This window comes from Salinisphaera sp. G21_0, from assembly GCF_017744115.1.
Taxonomy (GTDB): domain Bacteria; phylum Pseudomonadota; class Gammaproteobacteria; order Pseudomonadales; family Endozoicomonadaceae; genus Endozoicomonas.
Window position 1 is genome coordinate 36,616 of record NZ_JAGHQW010000010.1, and the last position, 19,157, is coordinate 55,772.

16 protein-coding genes are annotated in these 19,157 nt (G+C 49.3%); 5 read left to right on the forward strand and 11 right to left on the reverse strand.

Going from position 1 to position 19,157, the window contains the following annotated elements; all coding sequences use genetic code 11:
- Window positions 1-124 precede the first annotated feature (124 nt).
- The 3 genes from J7439_RS06715 to J7439_RS06725 all read left to right on the forward strand — a co-directional run bounded on the left by J7439_RS06715 (window position 125) and on the right by J7439_RS06725 (window position 4,069).
- Entirely contained in the window at window positions 125-1,294 is a 1,170-nt protein-coding gene (locus tag J7439_RS06715; protein ID WP_209201063.1) for a hypothetical protein, read from the forward strand.
- Between the two features lie 297 nt (window positions 1,295-1,591).
- Complete coding sequence (locus J7439_RS06720) at window positions 1,592-2,737, forward strand: hypothetical protein (protein ID WP_209201064.1); 1,146 nt, start codon at window positions 1,592-1,594, stop codon at window positions 2,735-2,737.
- 237 nt (window positions 2,738-2,974) lie between these two features.
- Window positions 2,975-4,069 carry a hypothetical protein gene (locus tag J7439_RS06725; RefSeq protein ID WP_209201065.1) on the forward strand — a complete coding sequence of 365 codons (1,095 nt, stop codon included), beginning with the start codon at window positions 2,975-2,977 and terminating at the stop codon, window positions 4,067-4,069.
- A gap of 8 nt (window positions 4,070-4,077) precedes the next feature.
- Here the strand turns inward: J7439_RS06725 and J7439_RS06730 are convergent, their stop codons facing one another.
- From J7439_RS06730 to J7439_RS06740, 3 genes are all read right to left on the reverse strand, one after another.
- On the reverse strand, window positions 4,078-5,133 hold the full coding sequence (locus J7439_RS06730) for a succinylglutamate desuccinylase/aspartoacylase family protein (RefSeq protein ID WP_209201066.1): 1,056 nt from the start codon (window positions 5,131-5,133) through the stop codon (window positions 4,078-4,080).
- Window positions 5,134-5,240: 107 nt separating this feature from the next.
- A complete protein-coding gene (rimK, locus tag J7439_RS06735) occupies window positions 5,241-6,143 on the reverse strand; it encodes a 30S ribosomal protein S6--L-glutamate ligase (protein WP_101747669.1) in 903 nt (300 codons plus the stop codon).
- Between the two features lie 370 nt (window positions 6,144-6,513).
- The gene (locus J7439_RS06740; protein WP_209201067.1) at window positions 6,514-6,741 is read right to left on the reverse strand and encodes a hypothetical protein; all 228 of its coding nucleotides are present in this window, start codon (window positions 6,739-6,741) and stop codon (window positions 6,514-6,516) included.
- 407 nt (window positions 6,742-7,148) lie between these two features.
- Between J7439_RS06740 and yccS the strand changes: the two genes are divergently transcribed.
- Window positions 7,149-9,299, forward strand: a complete 2,151-nt coding sequence (gene yccS / locus J7439_RS06745; RefSeq protein WP_209201068.1) for a YccS family putative transporter — start codon at window positions 7,149-7,151, stop codon at window positions 9,297-9,299.
- A gap of 62 nt (window positions 9,300-9,361) precedes the next feature.
- On the opposite strand, the gene J7439_RS06750 is transcribed toward yccS, so the two are convergent.
- Together J7439_RS06750 and J7439_RS06755 are read right to left on the reverse strand one after the other, a co-directional pair.
- Window positions 9,362-11,206 (reverse strand): hypothetical protein, encoded by a 1,845-nt coding sequence (locus J7439_RS06750; RefSeq protein WP_209201069.1) that lies wholly within the window; start codon window positions 11,204-11,206, stop codon window positions 9,362-9,364.
- 111 nt (window positions 11,207-11,317) lie between these two features.
- Window positions 11,318-12,463: a M20 family metallopeptidase gene (locus J7439_RS06755; protein WP_209201070.1), complete on the reverse strand. Its 1,146-nt coding sequence runs from the start codon at window positions 12,461-12,463 to the stop codon at window positions 11,318-11,320.
- Between the two features lie 210 nt (window positions 12,464-12,673).
- Between J7439_RS06755 and J7439_RS06760 the strand changes: the two genes are divergently transcribed.
- Window positions 12,674-13,438, forward strand: coding sequence for an alpha/beta fold hydrolase (locus tag J7439_RS06760; protein WP_209201071.1), 765 nt, complete (start codon window positions 12,674-12,676; stop codon window positions 13,436-13,438).
- 102 nt (window positions 13,439-13,540) lie between these two features.
- On the opposite strand, the gene maiA is transcribed toward J7439_RS06760, so the two are convergent.
- The 6 genes from maiA to J7439_RS06790 form a co-directional block, all read right to left on the reverse strand.
- Window positions 13,541-14,167, reverse strand: a complete 627-nt coding sequence (maiA, locus tag J7439_RS06765; protein WP_209201072.1) for a maleylacetoacetate isomerase — start codon at window positions 14,165-14,167, stop codon at window positions 13,541-13,543.
- Window positions 14,168-14,172: 5 nt separating this feature from the next.
- Window positions 14,173-15,519, reverse strand: a complete 1,347-nt coding sequence (gene fahA, locus J7439_RS06770; protein ID WP_209201073.1) for a fumarylacetoacetase — start codon at window positions 15,517-15,519, stop codon at window positions 14,173-14,175.
- A 52-nt stretch (window positions 15,520-15,571) separates the two neighbouring features.
- A complete protein-coding gene (hmgA, locus tag J7439_RS06775) occupies window positions 15,572-16,870 on the reverse strand; it encodes a homogentisate 1,2-dioxygenase (RefSeq protein ID WP_209201074.1) in 1,299 nt (432 codons plus the stop codon).
- A gap of 188 nt (window positions 16,871-17,058) precedes the next feature.
- The gene (locus J7439_RS06780) at window positions 17,059-17,301 is read right to left on the reverse strand and encodes a hypothetical protein (protein WP_209201075.1); all 243 of its coding nucleotides are present in this window, start codon (window positions 17,299-17,301) and stop codon (window positions 17,059-17,061) included.
- Between the two features lie 187 nt (window positions 17,302-17,488).
- The gene (cpdA, locus tag J7439_RS06785) at window positions 17,489-18,277 is read right to left on the reverse strand and encodes a 3',5'-cyclic-AMP phosphodiesterase (RefSeq protein ID WP_209201076.1); all 789 of its coding nucleotides are present in this window, start codon (window positions 18,275-18,277) and stop codon (window positions 17,489-17,491) included.
- 242 nt (window positions 18,278-18,519) lie between these two features.
- Entirely contained in the window at window positions 18,520-18,984 is a 465-nt protein-coding gene (locus tag J7439_RS06790) for a DUF1249 domain-containing protein (RefSeq protein ID WP_209201077.1), read from the reverse strand.
- Window positions 18,985-19,157: the final 173 nt, after the last annotated feature.

Here is a 19,157-nt window from a genome sequence, read left to right on the forward strand (position 1 = left end):
CACCCGGTACTGAAAGTCAGGTACTCCCGAAGTCAAAAATGAAACTTTTTCATTATTGTATGGTCATTGAGCTAGCAATCACTTTTAAATGGCGAACGGCCAGAGAAAATTGAGGAGTTTTCTGATGGGACCCATTTCGTGTTTCTCAATGTTCCGTGAAGTCTGGAAAGACAAAGAGGGTCAATATAGTTCTTTATATCGAGATCGCAAGTCTTCTGAGTTATTCTGGCGTCATGGTACCGGGCATCAGACCTTTACTACTGATCTTTACTGTAACAGCCTCTTACAAGATGTAACAGTTGACCATCCAGGCTGTTGCCTGGTCTCTTTTGATTCAGGAAAGCGAAAAATTGCTCCACTGAACTCTGGCACTCGACTGCTTTTCAGACACCAACTACCCCATGAATCGTTCCTGGAGCCGGGAAAAATCAAGGAACTGTCCGACAGGGATATTATCGTGCTCCATGGTTTTTCTGAACTTCATTATGCGCAGGCCTTTGAGCACCATCTAAGAGTGCGCTCTTATTATAACGAAGATGGCATTTGCATATTGGATAAATTCCCGAAATGGCCTTCGGCAGACCAAATGGCAAGTTATGGTTATGTATTTGCCGGGATTCAGTCCATCGGGTGCGCAACATACCTTAATATGGATTCAATCTGGCAACCTGAAGTGTATAGTAGCTATGATATGGAAGATATGAAACAATGGGATGGTACCCACATGACGGTGGAGGACATATACACAGATTCCCTTGAGGATGCAGCCTCAGAGTCCTGGCGAGATGGATATTTGTGGCGAGGTGGATATTATCGGCGAGATAAATATTGTATTGAAAAACAGGAATATCTTCCTCAACTCAATGATGCCCGCAGGCAACCTGTTCTTAAACAGAACTACAGAAACTTGCAGCAAAAAGAGTGGCTAATGCCGGTTCCGGCCTGGCGGTCAGTAGTACAAACTGAACACTCTTGCCTGCCCGAACTGCAGTTAATCATGCCTGCCGATTTTGATATTTTGCCCCATTGCAATCCTTCAGGTTTTGGTATTGCTGCCCGAACATGGCCGACAGGCCCGGCTGTTAGTTATGATCCATCCTCTACAGTTCCTGTTTTCCGACCGAAAGGAACATCGCTTCTGCCTCATTTGAGGCAACCCGTCAAATCTTACCCGTCGACATATCCCTTTTCCCAGTTAAGGACTTTGCATGTGGCCAGGTCTGGTGCTGATTCCCATTCTGCCACTCTGAAATTTGCCGGGACAGTGTTAAGGCGCATGATTTTGCGGCGGTAAAGTACCCCATCAGCAAAATCGCCGTGAACCCTCACCTCTAATAATTGCACCTTGCACCCGAGGGCATAGTGAGAATTTCCTGTTTTTCGATTTACATCATCCTGTTGGCTGGATGATAACCACTCGTTGGTCATTGGCAACGCATTAACTATTCCAAATTCGCAGGTTGCCTCTGGGGCGGAGAGAGCCCGGGTTCAGTAAGAGGCGAATCAAGGAGGGAACTATTTCATTATCGTATGGTCAGTGAGTTATCTGACACCTTTTAAACATAGAAAGAAACCTGAGGAGATTTTCTTAATGGGTCCAATTTCTTCACATTTCTCAATGTTTCATGAATTCTGGGGCGACGACGAAAATGTTGCTCGGGATCGCCAATCTTCCAAGTTATTCTGGCGTCATGGTACCGGACACAAGACTTTTACTACTGATGGTGCCAGTAACCGTCTGATAGAACAGGCAACAGTTGACCATGTTGGTTGTTGCCTGGTCTCTTTTGATTCAGGAAAACGAAAAGTTGCTCCGCTGAACCCTGACACTCGACTGCTTTTCAGACATCAACTACCCCATGAATCGTTCCTGGAGCCGGAAAAAATCAAGGAACTGTCCGACAGGAACATTATTGTGCTCCATGGTTTCTCTGAACTTCATGATGCGCAAGCCTTTGAGCACCATCTGAGAGTGCGCTCTTATTATAACGACGATGGCTCTTGCATACTGGATGAATTCCCGAAATGGCCTTCGGCTGACCAGATGGCAAGTTACGGTTTCGTTTTTTCTGAGATTCAGGTTCACGGTCCCGAGGGCAAAGCGTGCGTGGATATGGATTCAATCTGGCAAAGTAAATTGTGGACTAACTTTGCGATAGACGATATGAAAAGACAGGATGCTGATGACCTGAAAATTGAGGATATATACTCAGATTCCTGTAGGTTTACTCTGAATGTTGATAAACAGCAATACCTTGCTGAACTCAATGCCGCCCGTAGGCAACCGGTTCTGCAACTGAACCACAAAGGCTTGAAGAATAATAACATGCTGACGCCGGTTTCGGCCTTGCGCTCCGTGGTACAAACTGAAGACGCCTCCTTGCCCGAACTGCAGCTGATCATGCCTGCCGATTTTGATATTCTGCCCAGGTCCTATCCTGAAGGTTTTGCCGCCCCAACAGGGCCGGTTGCTGTTTGTGATCCATCCTTTACTATTCCTGTTTTCCGGTCGAAAGAAATATCGCTTGTGCCGCAAGTGAAGCAACCAATCAAATCGTACCCGTTTTCTCCTGTGGAGGATTCGCACCTGGCCGACTCTTCTGCTGATTCCGATTTTGCCACGCTGAAATTTGCTGGAGCAAGTGTTACGGCACCTGATTTTTCGGCGGTAAAGTACACATTAGTAAAATTGCCTTCGGTGTATGTGAACATAGTTGTCACCCCAATGGCACCTTAATACAAAGTGAGACCTTCCTGCTTTTTGATATACATCATTCAGTGCTGGACGATGTCCGCTGTTCATTGCCAATACATTAACAGAACCCAAATTGGCAGGTCGCAGCTGTGGTGGGAAGCGGGCGGCGACATTTTTCCAGTCTGAGAATAATGATGAAGTTATTCTGGGACAAATCCTGAACTGTCTGACACCTTTTAAAGGTGAGCAGTCGGAGAAAGAAAATTGAGGAGTTTTTTAATGGGACCAATTTCTTCACATTTCTCAATGTTTCATGAAGTTTGGGGTGGTGGCGATGACAAAAATGTTTTTCGGGATCACCAGTCTTCTGATTTATTCTGGCGTCATGGTTCCGGGCATAAGACCTTTACCAGTGATGGTGCCAGCAACAATCTCATAGAACAGGCAACCGTTGACCATGTTGGCTGTTGCCTGGTCTCTTTTGATTCAGGAAAACGAAAAGTTGCTCCGCTGAACTCTGGCACTCGACTGCTTTTCAGACACCAATTACCCCATGAATCATTCCTGAAGCCGGAAAAAATCAAGGAACTGTCCGACCGGGATATTATCGTGCTCCATGGTTTCTCTGAACTCCGGGATGCGCAAGCCTTTGAGCACCATCTAAGAGTGCGCTCTTATTACAACAAAGATGGTATTTGCATACTGGATAAATTTCCGAAATGGCCTTCGGCAGACCAGATGGCAAGCTATGGTTACGTATTTACTGAGGTTCAGGTTCACGGGGGCAAATGGTGCGTTGATATGGATTCAATCTGGCAAAGTAAATTGTCTATTAACTTTGTGATGGAAATGATGAATAAAGATCATTCCAACCTGACGATGGAGGACATATACGCAGAGTCCTGTTACATCGGGATAGTTTATAAAGAGAAATACCTTGCGGAACTCAATGCCGCACGCTGGCAACCGGTGCTTAAACTGAACCACAATAGCTTGCAGTTAAATGACAGGCTGACGCCGGTTCCGGCCTGGCGCTCAGTGGTACAAACTGAAGATTCCTGCCTGCCTGAACTACAGCTAATCATGCCTGCCAATTTTGATATTCTGCCCAGGTGCAATCCTGCAGGTTTCGGTATTGCCGCCCGAACGTGGCCGACAGGTCCGGCCGTTGGTTATGATCTGTCCACTGCTAATCCTGATTGCCAGCTGAAAGCAACATCGCCTTTGCCACAAGTGAGGCAGCCAATAAAACCGCCAGCATATCCCTTTATTCAGACAAGGGCTCTGCACGTGGCCAGGACTGGTGCTGATTCCTATTCTGCCACTCTGAGATATGCCGGGGCTGTGTTGATGCACCTGGTTTTGAGGCGGTAAATGACGGTTTACTCGTGATTTTCAGGTACCGGCAGCTGGGCAACACCCAGGTCAAGCACTTCTTCAATCACTTCCTGGTCATACTCGGTATCTGCCAGGGTACTGCTGACTTTGGCAAGATGAACCAGTGCATCGCCCTCATTGGCCAGTGGCAGCTGGCTAAGGCCAATAACAACGCCATCAAACGGTGCGGTGATGCCTTCACTGTCACTGGCGTCAAACGGATTCACAATGGTCATCATGGTGTCCCCTTCTTTGACTAGGTGACCCTGTTTGATATGAAGTAACACCAACCCATCCCTTGAGCTTCTCAGCCACTGGCTCTGGTTGCACTCCCATGGCTGAATAGCCGGTGTTTTGGCGGGTTTCCCGGGCAGCATATGTAGATGACGCATGACACGCATAACGCCTTTGAAGCCCAGCTTGATGGAAGCCTGTTCCAGTCGTAATGCTTCACCGGCTTCATAAACCAGTGCCGGAATGTTGTACTCATTGGCTGCATGGCGGAAAGAGCCATCTCTCAGGGATGAGTGGAGGATTACCGGCGCACCAAAGGCTCTGGCCAGACCAAGACATTGCTCGTTGGTCAGGTCGGTTCTCAGCTGTGGCAGGTTGGTTCTGTGAATGGCTCCGGTGTGGAGGTCCAGGGCGTAGTCAACGTGTGGAAAAATGCCCGTAGTAATCAGGTTGGCGAGCCTTCCGCCCAGAGACCCTTTGCTGGATCCCGGGAAGCAACGGTTCAGGTCTCTGCGATCAGGCAGGTAACGAATTTGCTGGATGAATCCGAGCTGATTAACCACGGGAATGACAATCAGGGTGCCATGGATTTTCGCCAGATTTTTAAAGCCGAGGATTTGTCGGCAGATTTCCACGCCATTGAGTTCATCACCATGAATGGCTGCCGTCACTAACAGGCATGGGCCTTTTTTGCGACCGTGAATAACCTCAATCCGAAGATCAATGGGCGTGTCGGTGTAGAGTCGGACGACCGGGATATTAAGGTGCTGTCGTGTACCTGGCAAAATGGTATGGCCAAATAGCTCTAGGGGTTGTGCTCTTTCCATGGAAGACTCCAGCCCCGGTCATCAGGCCTGAAAGGAAGAGACCGGGATTGAAAAGCATCACTCGGGTGTTTTTTTAATCAGAGTGATGGTGGGTTGGTGAAGTGGATTTATCCGGTAATTCGTGTGTTACTGGTGCGGCGATAGTTATTTTCAAGGTATTCGATAATGCAGTTGGCTACATCGTTGGCTGTTGCCCGCTCAATACCTTCCAGCCCCGGAGAGGAGTTGACCTCCATCACCAGGGGGCCGCGATTGGAGCGAAGAATATCCACACCAGCCAGCCTCAGCCCCATGGCTTTTGCCGCCTTTACTGCGGTAGCCCGCTCGTCTTTGGTCAGTTTCACCAGGCTGGCACTGCCACCCCGGTGAATGTTGGAGCGGAACTCGCCTTCAGGAGCCTGACGTTTCATCGCGGCGATGACTTTGTCGCCAATGACAAAACAGCGAATATCCGCACCACCGGCCTCTTTGATGTATTCCTGGACCATAATATTGGCTTTCAGGCCCATAAATGCCTCCAGGACACTTTCTGCCGCTTTCCGGGTCTCGGCAAGGACCACGCCAATACCCTGGGTGCCTTCCAGCAATTTGATCACCAGGGGAGCACCGCCAACCATATCGATCAGGTCAGGGATATCGCCCGGGCCACTGGCAAAGCCGGTAACCGGCAAGCCCACGCCTTTACGCGACAGCAGTTGCATTGACCGTAACTTGTCACGGGAGCGGGCAATGGCCAGGGACTCATTCAGTGAGTAACAGTTCATCATTTCAAACTGGCGAATAACCGCAGTCCCGTAGAAGGTGTTGGAGGCACCAATACGTGGAATCACAGCATCATAATGAGGCAGCTCCACCCCTTTCATATGAATACTGGGGTGTTTGTCATTGATATTCATGTAGCAACTCAAAATATCAATAACATCGATCGTATGACCTCTGGCTTCTGCAGCCTCAATGATGCGGCGGGATGAGTATAACCGCTCGTTACGGGAAAGTAGCGCAATTCGCATTGGGTAATTCCTGATAAAAGGTCATTCTGCGCTCTGGCTGAAAACCTGGTTCATGACTGATTCAAATTAAAAGGCTGAGAAAAAGTATGGCTTACCAGAGCGCTTTTTACTGAATATGCGCAGACCAGCAGATACATAAAACTGTGTTATAAAAGTAGTACTCGTTTTTTGCTATGAGCATGCGACTGTTGCTGGCTTTGTCGCCATGTCATGGTTGGCGATGAGCCGGGTGTTCTGCTCATGGTCGCTTATTCCATCGTCACAAAAGAGATCCGGGTAATCGCTTGTCAACAGCAATATAAATCAAAGCGGGCTGACCAACTGCAGCCCTTGGGTAGAGGAGAGATCCTGATCAGTAACGGGGGTCAGTTTACCAGTGGTCAAAGACCAGGTGCTCGTCTCCGAGTAACTCCCGCAACCGTTTGCGTTCAAGGTGAAGCTCCGCTTTCGACCGTTTTTTCTCATAGTCGGCCTGGCGGGTGCGATAACGCTTTTTAGCTTTGGCCGCTTTTTCAAATTCTTCTTCGAAGTCTGGATACTCTTCCATCTCTGCCTGCTCTGAATGCCAGTCAAGACAAATAGAAAACAGCCGTTCCACATCTGCAAACCATCGTTCACAGAGGCTGGTCTACAAGAGAGCGGAACTGGCGTTGCAGCGCTAATTTCTGGTAAAACCGGGGTTCAGTCAATAAAAAAAAACAGGGCCAGAGTAAAACAGGATGAATTCCTGTTTTTTATGATTTAGTTGTTTTTTAGTCTGAAAATAAGGCGTTTTTTCTATAATTTTTCTTTTCTGATGGCATATTTTTAGTGTTTTATGTTTTTTTAGTGAGGGGCTGAGTGATTTTTCCCGGTTTTTTGCTGGATGCTGCTGAGTGAAGCGCCATAAAACCCGTGCCAAAAAGTGGTTGCTCTGGGGTTACGGTCATCGTTACTTAGTCTCAACGCTTTTTTCGGGTATGCTCACAAACTTTAGATCAATCGTCCGGCAACCAGCTCACCATCATGTTCTTCCCTGATATCTTCCACTTTTTCCGCAATTACTGGGCAAACGACCGGATTAATTACAGTGTAAAAGTCTTTTTTGCCCTGACTGGCGTTACCCTGCCTGCCTGGTATCGGGGATCACCTGATGACATCACGCCCATGGTTCTGGGTGTTATTGCCGCTGCCCTGGCTGAAGTGGATGACAACCTCTGGGGAAGGATTAAAGCGCTGATCATGATGCTGGCCTGTTTTCTGCTGGCATCACTGTCCATTGAGCTGCTGTTTGATTATCCATTGCTTTTTGCTGCAGGGCTGTGCAGTTCGACATTTGGATTTACCATGCTCGGTGCCATGGGGCCAAGGTATAGCAGTATGGCCTTTGCCTCGCTGTTGCTGGCGGTTTACACCATGCTGGGTGCGGGGGCAAGCCAGAGCCTGTGGGAGCAGCCGCTGCTGCTGCTCAGTGGTGCGCTCTGGTATGGTTTGCTGTCTCTGGTCTGGCATATTCTCTGGCCTAATCGCCCGGTGCAGCAATCCCTGGCCAATATATTTAAAGAGCTGGCGGGTTATCTTGACAGTAAAAGTCAGCTGTTTGATCCCGTCACCAATATGAACCCTCAGCCTCTGCGCCTGGAGCTGGCCAGAAAAAATGTCAGTGTTGTTAACGGCCTGAACCAGGCCAAGGCTTCTTTGCTCCAGAGAGTCCGCCGACAGGACAGTGTGAGCGCGCAGCCTTTCCTGCACATATATTTTCTTGCCCAGGATATTCATGAACGGGTGAGTTCCTCCCATTATCGCTATCAGGATCTGGCAGAGCACTTTTCCCGCAGCGATATTCTTTTTCGCTTTCAGAAAATGTTGCGAGTTCAGGCCAAGGCATGCCGGGCCATAGCCCGTTCTCTGGCCATGGGGCAAGAGTATCTGCATGATAACGAGAATGCAGCGGTTCTTGATGAGCTGCAGCAGTCGCTGAAATATCTGCAACAACAGGGAAACCCTCAGTGGCGATCTCTGCTGGTTCAGCTGGAATATCTGCTGAAAAACCTGACGACAGTGGAATTACAAATATCATCTGTGGGACACCCGGACTCAGAAATATCCGCCGACGAGCGCATATTGGCTGATTCCAACCCCAGGGGAATCAAGGCTCACCTGCTGTGTATCTGGCATGAGTGTCGCCTGGACAGCCCTCTATTCCGACATGGCCTTCGTCTGGCAACGTCGCTGACACTGGGTTACGGGCTCATTCTGGGGTTGCACCTGCAACCCGGTTACTGGGTTCTGCTGACCATCCTGTTTGTCTGTCAGCCGAGCTACAGCGCTACACGGCAGAAACTTGCCCAGAGGGTCGTTGGTACGCTTGCCGGGCTCCTGACCGGCATACCACTTTTGTACCTTTTTCCGGGGCAGGAAGGTCAGCTGGTTCTGATGGTGATCAGCGGTATTCTGTTTTTTGCATTTCGTACCGTACGCTATGATCTGGCCACAGCGTTTATTACCTTGCTGGTGTTGTTTTGTTTTAATCAGCAGGGATTGGGCTTTGCTGTGATTATGCCTCGTCTGGGGGATACCCTCCTGGGCTGTCTGCTGGCCGTCACTGCGGTTGTGTTTATTCTGCCTGACTGGGAATCCAGGCGGCTGAATCGGATTATGGCATTGACCATAGCCAGACATAGAGAGTATCTGGCTCAGGTTATGGCGCAGTACCAGACGGGTAAACGGGATACATTGGCCTATCGCCTTTCGCGTCGTCATGCGCACAATATGGATGCCCGGCTCAATGCCGCCATTATGAATATGCTGACTGAACCGGCCCGCTATCAGCGGGCAAAGGATGAGAGCTTTCGCTTCCTGACCCTTTCCCATGCCATGCTGAGTTACATCTCCACTCTGGGGGCACACCGGATGCTGTTGGCTGGAGACTCTTTTCACGAAGGGCTGCTGGCACAATATCAGTTTATGGATAACCATCTGCGATTGTTGGAGAAACAGTTGATGGGGATCTCTGTGCAAAGTCGTGGAGGTCTTTCTATAGCAGAATTAACCGATGAGCGGCCTGAAACCCGTTTATTGCTGCAACAGTTACAGCTAATGTTTCAAATCATGCCGGAAATGCATCTTCTGGCTGTCGAGATTTACAATAAATTAAATAAGCCTGGAAGTCAGTAACTCAGCTATCAGGACGGAGGTTTTAATCATCATATTGTCGATTAATAGCGGGGGCGAAGGATTTAAATTAAGGTGAGAAGTCTGGTGCAAGGGTCATAATGGCATAAGCCTTCTTCTACCAACTGAGAGATACTTTGATGGGCTGCATTGGATGGAATATTTTCCAGACTGAAAAATTTCAGGTTGATAGTCCAGTACTTTTGCAGCGCAATCGGATTAAGTATGAGCTGATTTCTCGATACATCATACCATTCGGTGAATTTATGGTATTCATTCACATCTTGCTTAATCCACTCAAGCATCGGGTTTTTCTGAGCCGCCAAAAGATTGGTTTTTTCCGTAACCGGGGGTTGATGACTGGCTCCTGCTTCAGATGCAGATAACGGCTTGTTGTGACTGGCCAGATCCGATGGGTCAGATGCCCGGACGGACGATGATTGCCAGAGTGGTTCCTGAGTCGTTACTTTTAACGCATTCAGGACCATAGGATGTCGTAAATTCAAAGAAAAAATATTCCGGCTTTCATCGTAGGTCCAGTAGTTCTGTACTGCAAAAAAACGGGCAACAAAATCAAACTCAGTTCGTTCACGATACCCGGATGGATTGGTTGATAGCCATTTGGTCGTCAATTTTTTCATGTCGATTATAAGCTCGCCCGCTGCTCTGTCATGCCATGTTGCAAAGCTTTGCTGCCCATCAGCATTTGAAAAAATAAAAGACAGGCAGCCTTCGCAGCTTCTTGTTGTTGGTGCTTTGTAAGTTGGCTTTATCGGATCAGCCTGTTTGGCGGACTGAGCACTCAATGGTGTTTTCCTGGCGTCTGTTCGAGCCTCAGGGAGTGTGCTCCTGGTCTGGGCCATACCAGGTGTTGAGCACCCTGTATTTGCCAATGTTGATATCGTGATTTGAGGTGGGGTTGTAATAGGAGTAGCTTGCCTTGAAGTGGATTGTGCAATGGATTGGTTATTCTTTACTGACGAGGTGGTATCAGCTGAGTAGTGTTTGAACTTAAGTTGGAAAATGATTTCATATGAATCGGTAAGCCCTACACATTCAACATCATTATTCTTGATTTCTTTTATTAAGGCATCTTGTAATGTTTCGCCATTAACTACGTTAAATTGCTGCTGAAGTGTACTCCATTCTTTCTTCACTTGCTCAGTATTTATTACTTTAAATGTTCCCCGGTCTTTATTAATCCATTGAACAGATAGGCCAATATCTGCCTGTCTTGCCAAAAAAGTACAGGCATACAACTGTGGTGACCTTGCTATTTCATGTTGAGTCTGTGTGGTTATGTTCAGTCCTGTACCCGAAGAGTGTGTAGATAAGGATCGTTCTGGCCCTTTACGTCGCTCAGGTATATTGTAGGGCGCATGCTGATGACGCAATGCTTTGGTAGTTGTCTTTTTGGTAACCAGGTCGGCCTTATACGACGAGAGTCTGTACTGCTGACCAGACAGGGCGGTTATATCTTCTGAGTGGCATAAAGCATTATGTAATTCACTGGGATTCAGGACGCCTTTAAGACGTTGATCTTGCTTCCATTGAGCTTCTGTCAGGTACCAGTCATTTATTTTCAGAATACCTTGTTCCTTGTTAAGCCATGTGACGGGGGGCTCATTTGCACTGCTCTCTAAAAAAGCATGCAGACAGGTTGGTTTATTACGGGGTAAATGACTTTCCGTCTGGCTTCTAAGTGCCATTTGTCTTTGTAAAACCGGGGTGGATGTGCTGGATGGCGCAACCTGATACCCCGTGTGGTATAACTGTAATTGAGTATGACCTACCAGCCACTGGTTATATTCCATCTGTTCATGAGTGGCAGAGAGAGGATGGTTATAGGCAAGGGGAGTGAAGTATGTGTTTTGAAAACTGGTATTTTTAGGGTCCATTGCAATAAACATAATTTAATGAGATTGAAATCTTTGACCGAAAATATGCCTGTTAGTTCCTTTTGTTTTTACTTTTGTGGGCTCACCGGTTATTGATGAGCCCTGATTTATTGGCTTCTGATGTTATCGGCCAATGGTTTCCGCCAGGTTGATCAGCACATTGCGCAGCAGTTTCAGGCGGGGCTCGATGGAGTCCAGCACCAGAAACTCGTTGCGGCTGTGCATGGCACCGCCAATCGGGCCGAGGCCATCAATCGTGGGCACGCCCAGTGAGCCGGTCAGGTTGGCATCGGAACCGCCACCCACTGCCTGCCAGGTAATGTTCAGTCCCATATCCTGACCGGTTTTTTCAATCAGGGCCATCAGCTTTTCACTGCCTTCATTCGGGGTAAAGGCCGGCTTGTGGGCTTCGCGGGTCAGCTTGATATCAATGCCCGGCAGTGAAGGGTTTTCCAGCATGTGCTGGATCTTACTTTCCAGACGGGCGTAGTCATCGTTATCCCAGAAGCGGATATCCAGGACCGTGGACGCATAGTCAGGTACTACGTTACCGGCAGAACCACCCTTAACAACACCAAAGTTCAGGGTGGTGCCAGTTGCAAAGTTGGTTTCCCGGTTCAGAGTGGTGATCCAGTGCGCCAGCTCAGTAATGGCAGAAATACCTTTCTCGGGCTCATTGCCTGCGTGCGCCGCTTTGCCCTTGAACTCTACCTGGTAAGAGGCCATGCCTTTACGGGCTTTAACCAGTGATCCATCAGCACGGGCAGCTTCAGCCACCAGTACATAACGGCTTTTGCTGGCAATGCCCTTGAGCCAGTCGCCGGAGTAGATTGAGCCGATTTCTTCATCCGGATTCATACAGACGCAGATGTTCAGACGACCAACGACGTCTTCTGGCAGCTGGCTGATGGCCTTAAACATATTGAGCTGGCCGGATTTCATATCAGCCACGCCCGGGCCGTAGGCTTTTTCACCATCATGGGTCAGGGACCATTCGGCCACCGTGCCTTCCGGGAAAACGGTATCCAGGTGTCCGATCAGCATGATGTCGTACTCTTCGGCTTCCGGCTTATTGGTCGCCAGCAGGCCCGGGCCTACTTTTTCATCAAAGGTATGACGGGTAACCTGCCAGCCGATGCCCTGGTATTTTTCGGTCATGATATCAGCAACCTTGCTGACACCCGCGGGGGTCCAGGTTCCGCAATCGACGTTAATCAGTGGCTTCAGCTCTTCCAGATATTGATCCAGATTGAAGTGTTGATCACTCATGATGGCTTTATATTTCCTGCTTTGAGGTTAGGTTGTTTACCGGAACCGGGACAGCGGTGATGATGATCATAAATAAGCCGCTGGCTTTTCTGGCAAAGCTCAATTTACGATCTTTGTACCAAATGCAGAGGCGGTTGTACTGGCGTTTAGGTAGAATTCCTGATCAGTATTTACCGTTTTTCAGCAACCTATAAGAGAAGCAATGAAAACATGAAATTGTACGCAAGGCAGCAAGGGCAGGGGGCTGATGTGATCAGTTTGCATGGTCTGTTTGGCTCTCAGGAAAACCTGGGGATGATCAACCGTGGTCTTGCTGAATCATTTCGTGTTCATGGGCTGGATCTGCGCAATCATGGGCGCTCACCCCATGATGGGGCGATGAATTATCCGGTCATGGCGGAAGATGTTCTGGCCTATATGGATGATAATCAGCTTGAGACAGTGCATTTGGTTGGCCATTCCATGGGCGGTAAAGTGGCGATGACCATTGCTTTGATGGCACCGGAGCGCGTTACCAGGCTGGCTGTGATCGATATTGCGCCGGTCACTTATCAGGAAAGGCGACACGACAGTATTCTTGAAGGGTTGTCGTCCATGCCTTTGCATACGCTGAAAAGCCGTACTGAAGCGGACCGTTTTCTGGAAGCTTATGAACCAGAACAAGGTGTGCGTCAGTTTCTGCTGAAAAACCTCTACCGTGATGAGCAGGGGCACTATCGCTGGCGGGTGAACCTGCCTGTGATTATGGCGCATTATATGGAAATTCTTGTTGGGCAGCACTCTGATACGGGGTTTGCCAATAAAACCCTGTTTATCAAGGGCGGTGAGTCTGACTATATTTTGCCGGAACACCGTGAGCAGGTGCTGGCACTCTTTCCATCAGCATCTATGCGGGTGATACCGGGCGCGGGCCACTGGGTTCACGCCCAGAAGCCAGAGTTGGTGACTCGGACACTGTTGCGCTTTTTCGGATGAGTATTTCTACAGACGCTACCCGCCTCCCGCTACCCGAAAAGCTGAACCACCTGAGCTTTTGCGGGCAGCGGGTGGCGGGAAGCGGGCGGCGACAATAATCCCTTACACAGCGTCCGGCTGGTTTTCCGGTGCCGCATCAATAAATGCAGGCTGCGCATTGCAGTGCTGGTAGATTTTATGGATTTTTGGGAAGTCTGACATGTCTATCTTAAAGCGCAGGGCATTAAACACTTGTGGTACAAGGCAGATGTCGGCTATGGAGGGCTGTGCCGAGCAGCAGAAGGGCTGGTCATCCAGCTGTGCTTCCAGTGCGGTAAAACCTGTGTGAATCCAGTACTTGTACCACTGTGTTTTGGCATCGTCACTCACTGCCAGTTCCTGCTGCAGGTATTTCAGTATTCTGAGGTTATTGATCGGGTGAATGTCGCAGCTGATCTGGTAAGCCAGGCTACGAAGCTGGGCTTTTTTCCAGGGATCTCCGGGGATAATGGAGCGTTCCGGGAATGACTCTTCCAACCACTCAATAATGGCCAGAGACTGGGTGAGCATTCCTTTATCGGTGGTGAATGTGGGTACCAGTCCCTGGGGGTTGATATTTTTATACTCCTCCGAGTTCTGCTCACCTTTCAGCAGGTTGATGGCCGATTGTTGATAATCAAGCGCTTTCAGGTTCAGGGCAATTCTTACCCGATAGGCAGCCGATGAGCGGAAGTAGCTGTAGAGTTTCATGGTGTTTATTCTCCAATATCCGCCCGGGCAGACAAATCAGCCTGAGCCGGTAAAACTGTCGCCTGCACTTCACCGAAGCCGATACGGGCATGTCCGGCTTTTTCACACCAGCCTGTGAAAATAACGGTATCGCCATCTTCGAGGAATGTTCTTGTCTCACCGTTGGGCAGAGTCAGAGGTTTTTTCCCGCCTCCGGAAAGCTCCAGCAAGGAACCCGCTTCTTCCGGGTCAGGGCCTGACTGAGTGCCGCTGCCAAACAGATCACCCGGCCGGAGGTTGCAGCCATTCACGGTATGATGTGCCACCATCTGGTTGATGGTCCAGTAGGAATGACGAAAGCTGGATTGGGACAGTTTCGCAGGTGAATCTCCTGCCTGTTCCATCTGTCTGCTCAGTAGATGCGCAGAGAGCTGAATATCAATGGAACCCTGCTGGCGGTTTTTCCGGGAGTCAAGGTAAGGCAGTGGCTGGGGATCACTGGCGGGGCGTTCAAAGCTGGTCAGGTAAGGCACCAGCGCTTCCAGGGTGACAATCCAGGGTGAAACGGTGGAAGCAAAACTCTTGGATAAAAATGGCCCCAGTGGCTGGTATTCCCAGGCCTGAATATCCCGGGCGGACCAGTCATTAAACAGGCAGAGACCAAATACGTGTTGATCAGCCTGATCCAGCGTGATCGGTTCTCCCGGGGCATTGCCGGGGCCAATGAAGATCCCCATTTCCAGCTCATAATCCAGCCGTTTACAGGGACCAAAAGAGGGAGTGTCAGCATCGGGCGCTTTGGTCTGGCCGCAGGGGCGGTGAAAATTCTGGCCTGATACGTCAATAGACGATGCACGGCCATGGTAGCCAATGGGCACCCATTTATAGTTGGGCAGCAATGGGTTATCGGGTCTGAACAGTGAGCCTACGCTGGTGGCGTGGTGGATGGAGGTATAAAAGTCGGTGTAATCACCAATCTGGCAGGGCAGGCGATATTCCACCTCGTCCATGGCAACCAGACAGCCCGACAGTTCAGCTTCTTCCGGGGCTCCGGTACGCAGGGCTTTGGACAACGCCGATCTCAGGGATGACCAGTGCGCAAGGCCAAGCCCCATAAATCGGTTGAGGGTTTCATCACCGCACGTTTCCAGGGCCTCACTGGACAGTCCTGAAGCAATGCTTGTGTGGGAAACGGCGGCAAGATCCAGAACCTGGTTGCCAATGGCGACACCTGCCCGAAAAGATTCACCACTGCCTTTACGTCGGAAGATGGCAAAGGGCAGGTTTTGAATGGGGAAATCACTGTTTTTGTTATTGGCTGATGTAACCCAGCTGGTCAGGTTGACATCGTGTGTTTCATTGAGTGCTAGCATGATGGGCTTTCAGTCTCCGGCGTATGTGAGAAAAACGGCAAGTTATTTATTCTTATCGGCTAAAGTGCTTCTTGAGCCCTTTCCAGCAATCAATATAGTCGGTTTGGCGGGCATTACTTTCCAGCGCAAACCGGGTTGGCGCATAGATAAAGCGAGACTCAAACATAAAGGCCATGGTGTCTTTGTAGCGCACAGGCTTCAGCTCTGCGGCACTGGCTTTGTCAAACACTTCAGCCTCGGGTCCGTGGGGGGTCATGCAGTTATGGAGGCTGGCTCCGCCGGGTACAAATCCTTGTTCCTTGGCGTCATAAGTGCCGTGAATCAGCCCCATAAATTCACTCATGACATTGCGGTGATACCAGGGCGGACGGAAGGTGTTTTCAGCCACCATCCAGCGGGGCGGGAAGATAACAAAGTCCACATTGGCGACCCCGGGGGTGTCACTCTGAGAGGTTAATACGGTGAAGATGGAGGGATCAGGATGGTCGAAGCTGACGGTGTTGATCACATTGAAGCGGGACAGGTTGTATTTATAGGGTGCAGAAGTGCCCACCCAGGCGACCACATCCAGGGGAGAATGATCCAGGCGGCAGCTGAACAGGTTTCCGGCAAACTTGGCCACCAGTTCAAACTCACCGTCGATATCTTCAAAGCAGGCCACCGGATAATGGAAGTCCCGATCATTGGCATAACCATTGGCTCCTACCGGTCCACGTTCGGGAAGAGTCAGTGGCGCACCGTAGTTTTCGCAGATGTAGCCTCTGGCTGTGCCTTCCGGTAGTTGAATCTGAAATTTGATGCCCCGGGGGATAACCAGAATCTCGCCGGGAGGTACATGCAGGTGGCCCAGCTCGGTGCGTGCCAGAATGGCTCCCTGTTGAGGGACAATCAGCAGCTCACCATCGGCGTTGTAAAAGAAGCGGTCGGTCATATCCCGGTTGGCCAGGTACATGTGCACAGCAGAACCGGTCTGAGTGTGGAGGTCACCGTTAGCCGCCATGGTGACCAGGCCATCAATAAAATCGGTTTCTTCTGTCGGGAGGTCAAGCGCGTCCCAGCGCATCGGGTCCGGGGGCGCTGGCACCTCAGTTACAGGACCAGAGCGAAGCAGGTTTGATGCTATTGGCTGATACTTGCCCTGGGCTGCTGACGGGCGAATCCGGTACATCCAGGTCCTTCTGTTTTGATGTCTTGGTGCGGTGAATGCGGTTGTGGAGAATTGCTCTGCATAGAGCCCCATGGGCGCACGTTGCGGATTGAATTGCCCGATGGGGAGGGCTCCTTTCAGGGCTTCGGTTTCATGTTCGTTACCAAAGCCATGGAGGTATTGGAGTTCGGAAGGTGTTGTCATTCGTCATTACCCCATAATCGTAAAGTCGATTTTTGATCAGCACAGAACATTTATGGCAACTGGTTCAGAAAAGCGTTACTACTGGTGCTATTGTTGTTATGCCTTATTTATGAACCATTTCTATCGGCGATGCCATAAATAAAAAATGCCACATTCAATAAGTGGCATTTTTGGGCTGGTGATATGATTCAGAGGCGGGGTTTGTAGCTGGGCTGGTTGATATCGTCAACATCATCAAACTCTTGAAAGCTTTCTGAAATACTGTTTTTCAATTTGCTTTTCTCAAAGTAGTCTTCAATGCCCTTTCTTATGGTTGATGATTTAAGCCCCTTGTGCCTTGCTTTGCGTGCTTTCGCCTTTCTGTGTTCGTGATTGCTGTTCCACAAAGCATCATCCCAATCATCCTGATGCATGGACTTTATCCTGGTCATAACTACATCCTTATGTTTACTGCTCCTAACAATAAATCTAGGAAAGGATACGGACCTATTTAATAAAAAATGGTTATATGATTCTAATCGATTAATTCTGAAAGATTTCTGAGATCCTTCAGTAATGCTGACTGTGGCAGTGCTTTAGTATTCAGCGGAAAATTGACCATCGATTGTTGATGGCCTGTCAGTAACCGTTTGATTTCAGGTCAACTTTCATTGGTTTATCACCCACTCTTACAACACTGCTTTCTATCTGGCCGTCTGGCAACAGATCAACCACACGAAAGCCCGGTTGCCTGGTATCCGCCAGAAAATCATCCGATTCTGGCGCAAACTGAACACAGGTCGAAGGGGTTGCCATAACCGGAAGATCGCAGAATTGATAGGTTCTGGCCTGGTGCACATGGCCGTGAATGATGCCCCGGACCGTGTTGTGACCAGTGATAACCCTGGCCAGATCCTCCGGGTTTTGCAGCATGATCTGATCCATCCATCGACTATTGATGGGGGCCGGGTGATGATGGAGAGCCAGAAGCGTATGCTTGTCCGGCTCCTGCTGCAAGCAGGTAGCCAGCCGTTCCAGCTCAGTTTCCCTGAGATAGCCGTGTGTTTTGCCTTCGACCTGAGTGTTCAGCAGGACTATTTGCCAGTCACCCAGAATAATCTGCTTTTGCAGCGCCGATGGGTTTATCGCCGCCATAAGATGGGGCTGATCATGATTGCCCGGCAACCAGTAGCTGGGCGCATTGATTTTTAACAGTTTTTCTTTCAGGTGATGGTATGAGGTGGCACTGTCATCCTGGCTCAGGTCTCCGGTGACCAGAAGGCCATCAGGTTCCCGGTAGTCTTTTTGTATTTTTGTCAGCACCTCATCCAGAGTCGCTGAGGTATTTACTCCCATCAGTGTCGAGCCGGAATCAGCAAAGAGGTGAGGATCGGTAATCTGCAGGACTCGAATTCTGGCGGTATTCATCGGCTGTTTGTATCAGTGTCTTTGTTATCCAGCCTGAGCGGTGCCTATTCCCGGGGAAGAATGTGATGTTCTCAGGCTACGGGTTTTCTGTATCAGCCCTATCAAGCTTGACCACAGGGCACCATCATAGCCCGCCACATCAGGATTGAAAATGGAGTAATGCCGGTTTTGGGAAGCCGTGCGGGGTTTTGATGGAGGCGATGTTTTTTTGAGTATGAACCCGAAACCGGGATCACAACTGTTTACCCTGTCTTTTCTGTATAAGTTCGACAGGCAGGTAAAGCGTAATCAAGCCATTGAGCCAGAAACTGATTATGCTGCTCTTTTTCATCGGGCTGATGCATTTTACTATTGGGATAATCGTACCGTGGCTGTAGTATCTGGCTTGTTTTTCGGGAGACAATTTCGGCCATTTTAACGTCGTGATAAAGACGCACTTCGGCTTTTGGCATGTTGAATAATTGCCCCCAGTCAGCTTCCATTTGCAGCGTTAACAAAGTGGTAAATGGTGACCGTTCCAAAACGTCAATGACCAGCCATTCCACGCCGCTTGCCAAACTGTTTCTGTGTTTAACCGGCAGGCGAAAGTGTTCCTGATCTGATAACTCAGGCAGCAGACGCATTAAACGCAGGTAGTTACTTTCACAAACCTGTTGCAGGCGGATCAGGTTGACACGGTAGTTGGGTTTCAGCGAATGTCTTTTCATAGCACCTATTATAGCGTCCTCCTGCCTTCACCCTGAAGAAGCAATATCCATAGAGGAATTCGTCACACTACTGCATTTTTTGTGCAAATTAGTGTAGATTTCCTTGATCTGAGTTTGCTACAGCGATTTTATCCCCAACCAGGAACCAGTCAGGCTACCGTTAGCCGGTGAAG

Coding starts and splice junctions, on each gene's coding strand:
- J7439_RS06755 (WP_209201070.1), bottom strand. CDS start 12,463: ATGAGTGATCAACACTTCAATCTGGATCAATATCTGGAAGAGCTGAAG.
- J7439_RS06720 (WP_209201064.1), top strand. CDS start 1,592: ATGGGTCCAATTTCTTCACATTTCTCAATGTTTCATGAATTCTGGGGC.
- J7439_RS06790 (WP_209201077.1), bottom strand. CDS start 18,984: ATGAAAAGACATTCGCTGAAACCCAACTACCGTGTCAACCTGATCCGC.
- J7439_RS06780 (WP_209201075.1), bottom strand. CDS start 17,301: ATGACCAGGATAAAGTCCATGCATCAGGATGATTGGGATGATGCTTTG.
- fahA (WP_209201073.1), bottom strand. CDS start 15,519: ATGCTAGCACTCAATGAAACACACGATGTCAACCTGACCAGCTGGGTT.
- hmgA (WP_209201074.1), bottom strand. CDS start 16,870: ATGACAACACCTTCCGAACTCCAATACCTCCATGGCTTTGGTAACGAA.
- cpdA (WP_209201076.1), bottom strand. CDS start 18,277: ATGAATACCGCCAGAATTCGAGTCCTGCAGATTACCGATCCTCACCTC.
- J7439_RS06750 (WP_209201069.1), bottom strand. CDS start 11,206: ATGTTTATTGCAATGGACCCTAAAAATACCAGTTTTCAAAACACATAC.
- rimK (WP_101747669.1), bottom strand. CDS start 6,143: ATGCGAATTGCGCTACTTTCCCGTAACGAGCGGTTATACTCATCCCGC.
- J7439_RS06725 (WP_209201065.1), top strand. CDS start 2,975: ATGGGACCAATTTCTTCACATTTCTCAATGTTTCATGAAGTTTGGGGT.
- J7439_RS06730 (WP_209201066.1), bottom strand. CDS start 5,133: ATGGAAAGAGCACAACCCCTAGAGCTATTTGGCCATACCATTTTGCCA.
- maiA (WP_209201072.1), bottom strand. CDS start 14,167: ATGAAACTCTACAGCTACTTCCGCTCATCGGCTGCCTATCGGGTAAGA.
- J7439_RS06715 (WP_209201063.1), top strand. CDS start 125: ATGGGACCCATTTCGTGTTTCTCAATGTTCCGTGAAGTCTGGAAAGAC.
- yccS (WP_209201068.1), top strand. CDS start 7,149: ATGTTCTTCCCTGATATCTTCCACTTTTTCCGCAATTACTGGGCAAAC.
- J7439_RS06760 (WP_209201071.1), top strand. CDS start 12,674: ATGAAATTGTACGCAAGGCAGCAAGGGCAGGGGGCTGATGTGATCAGT.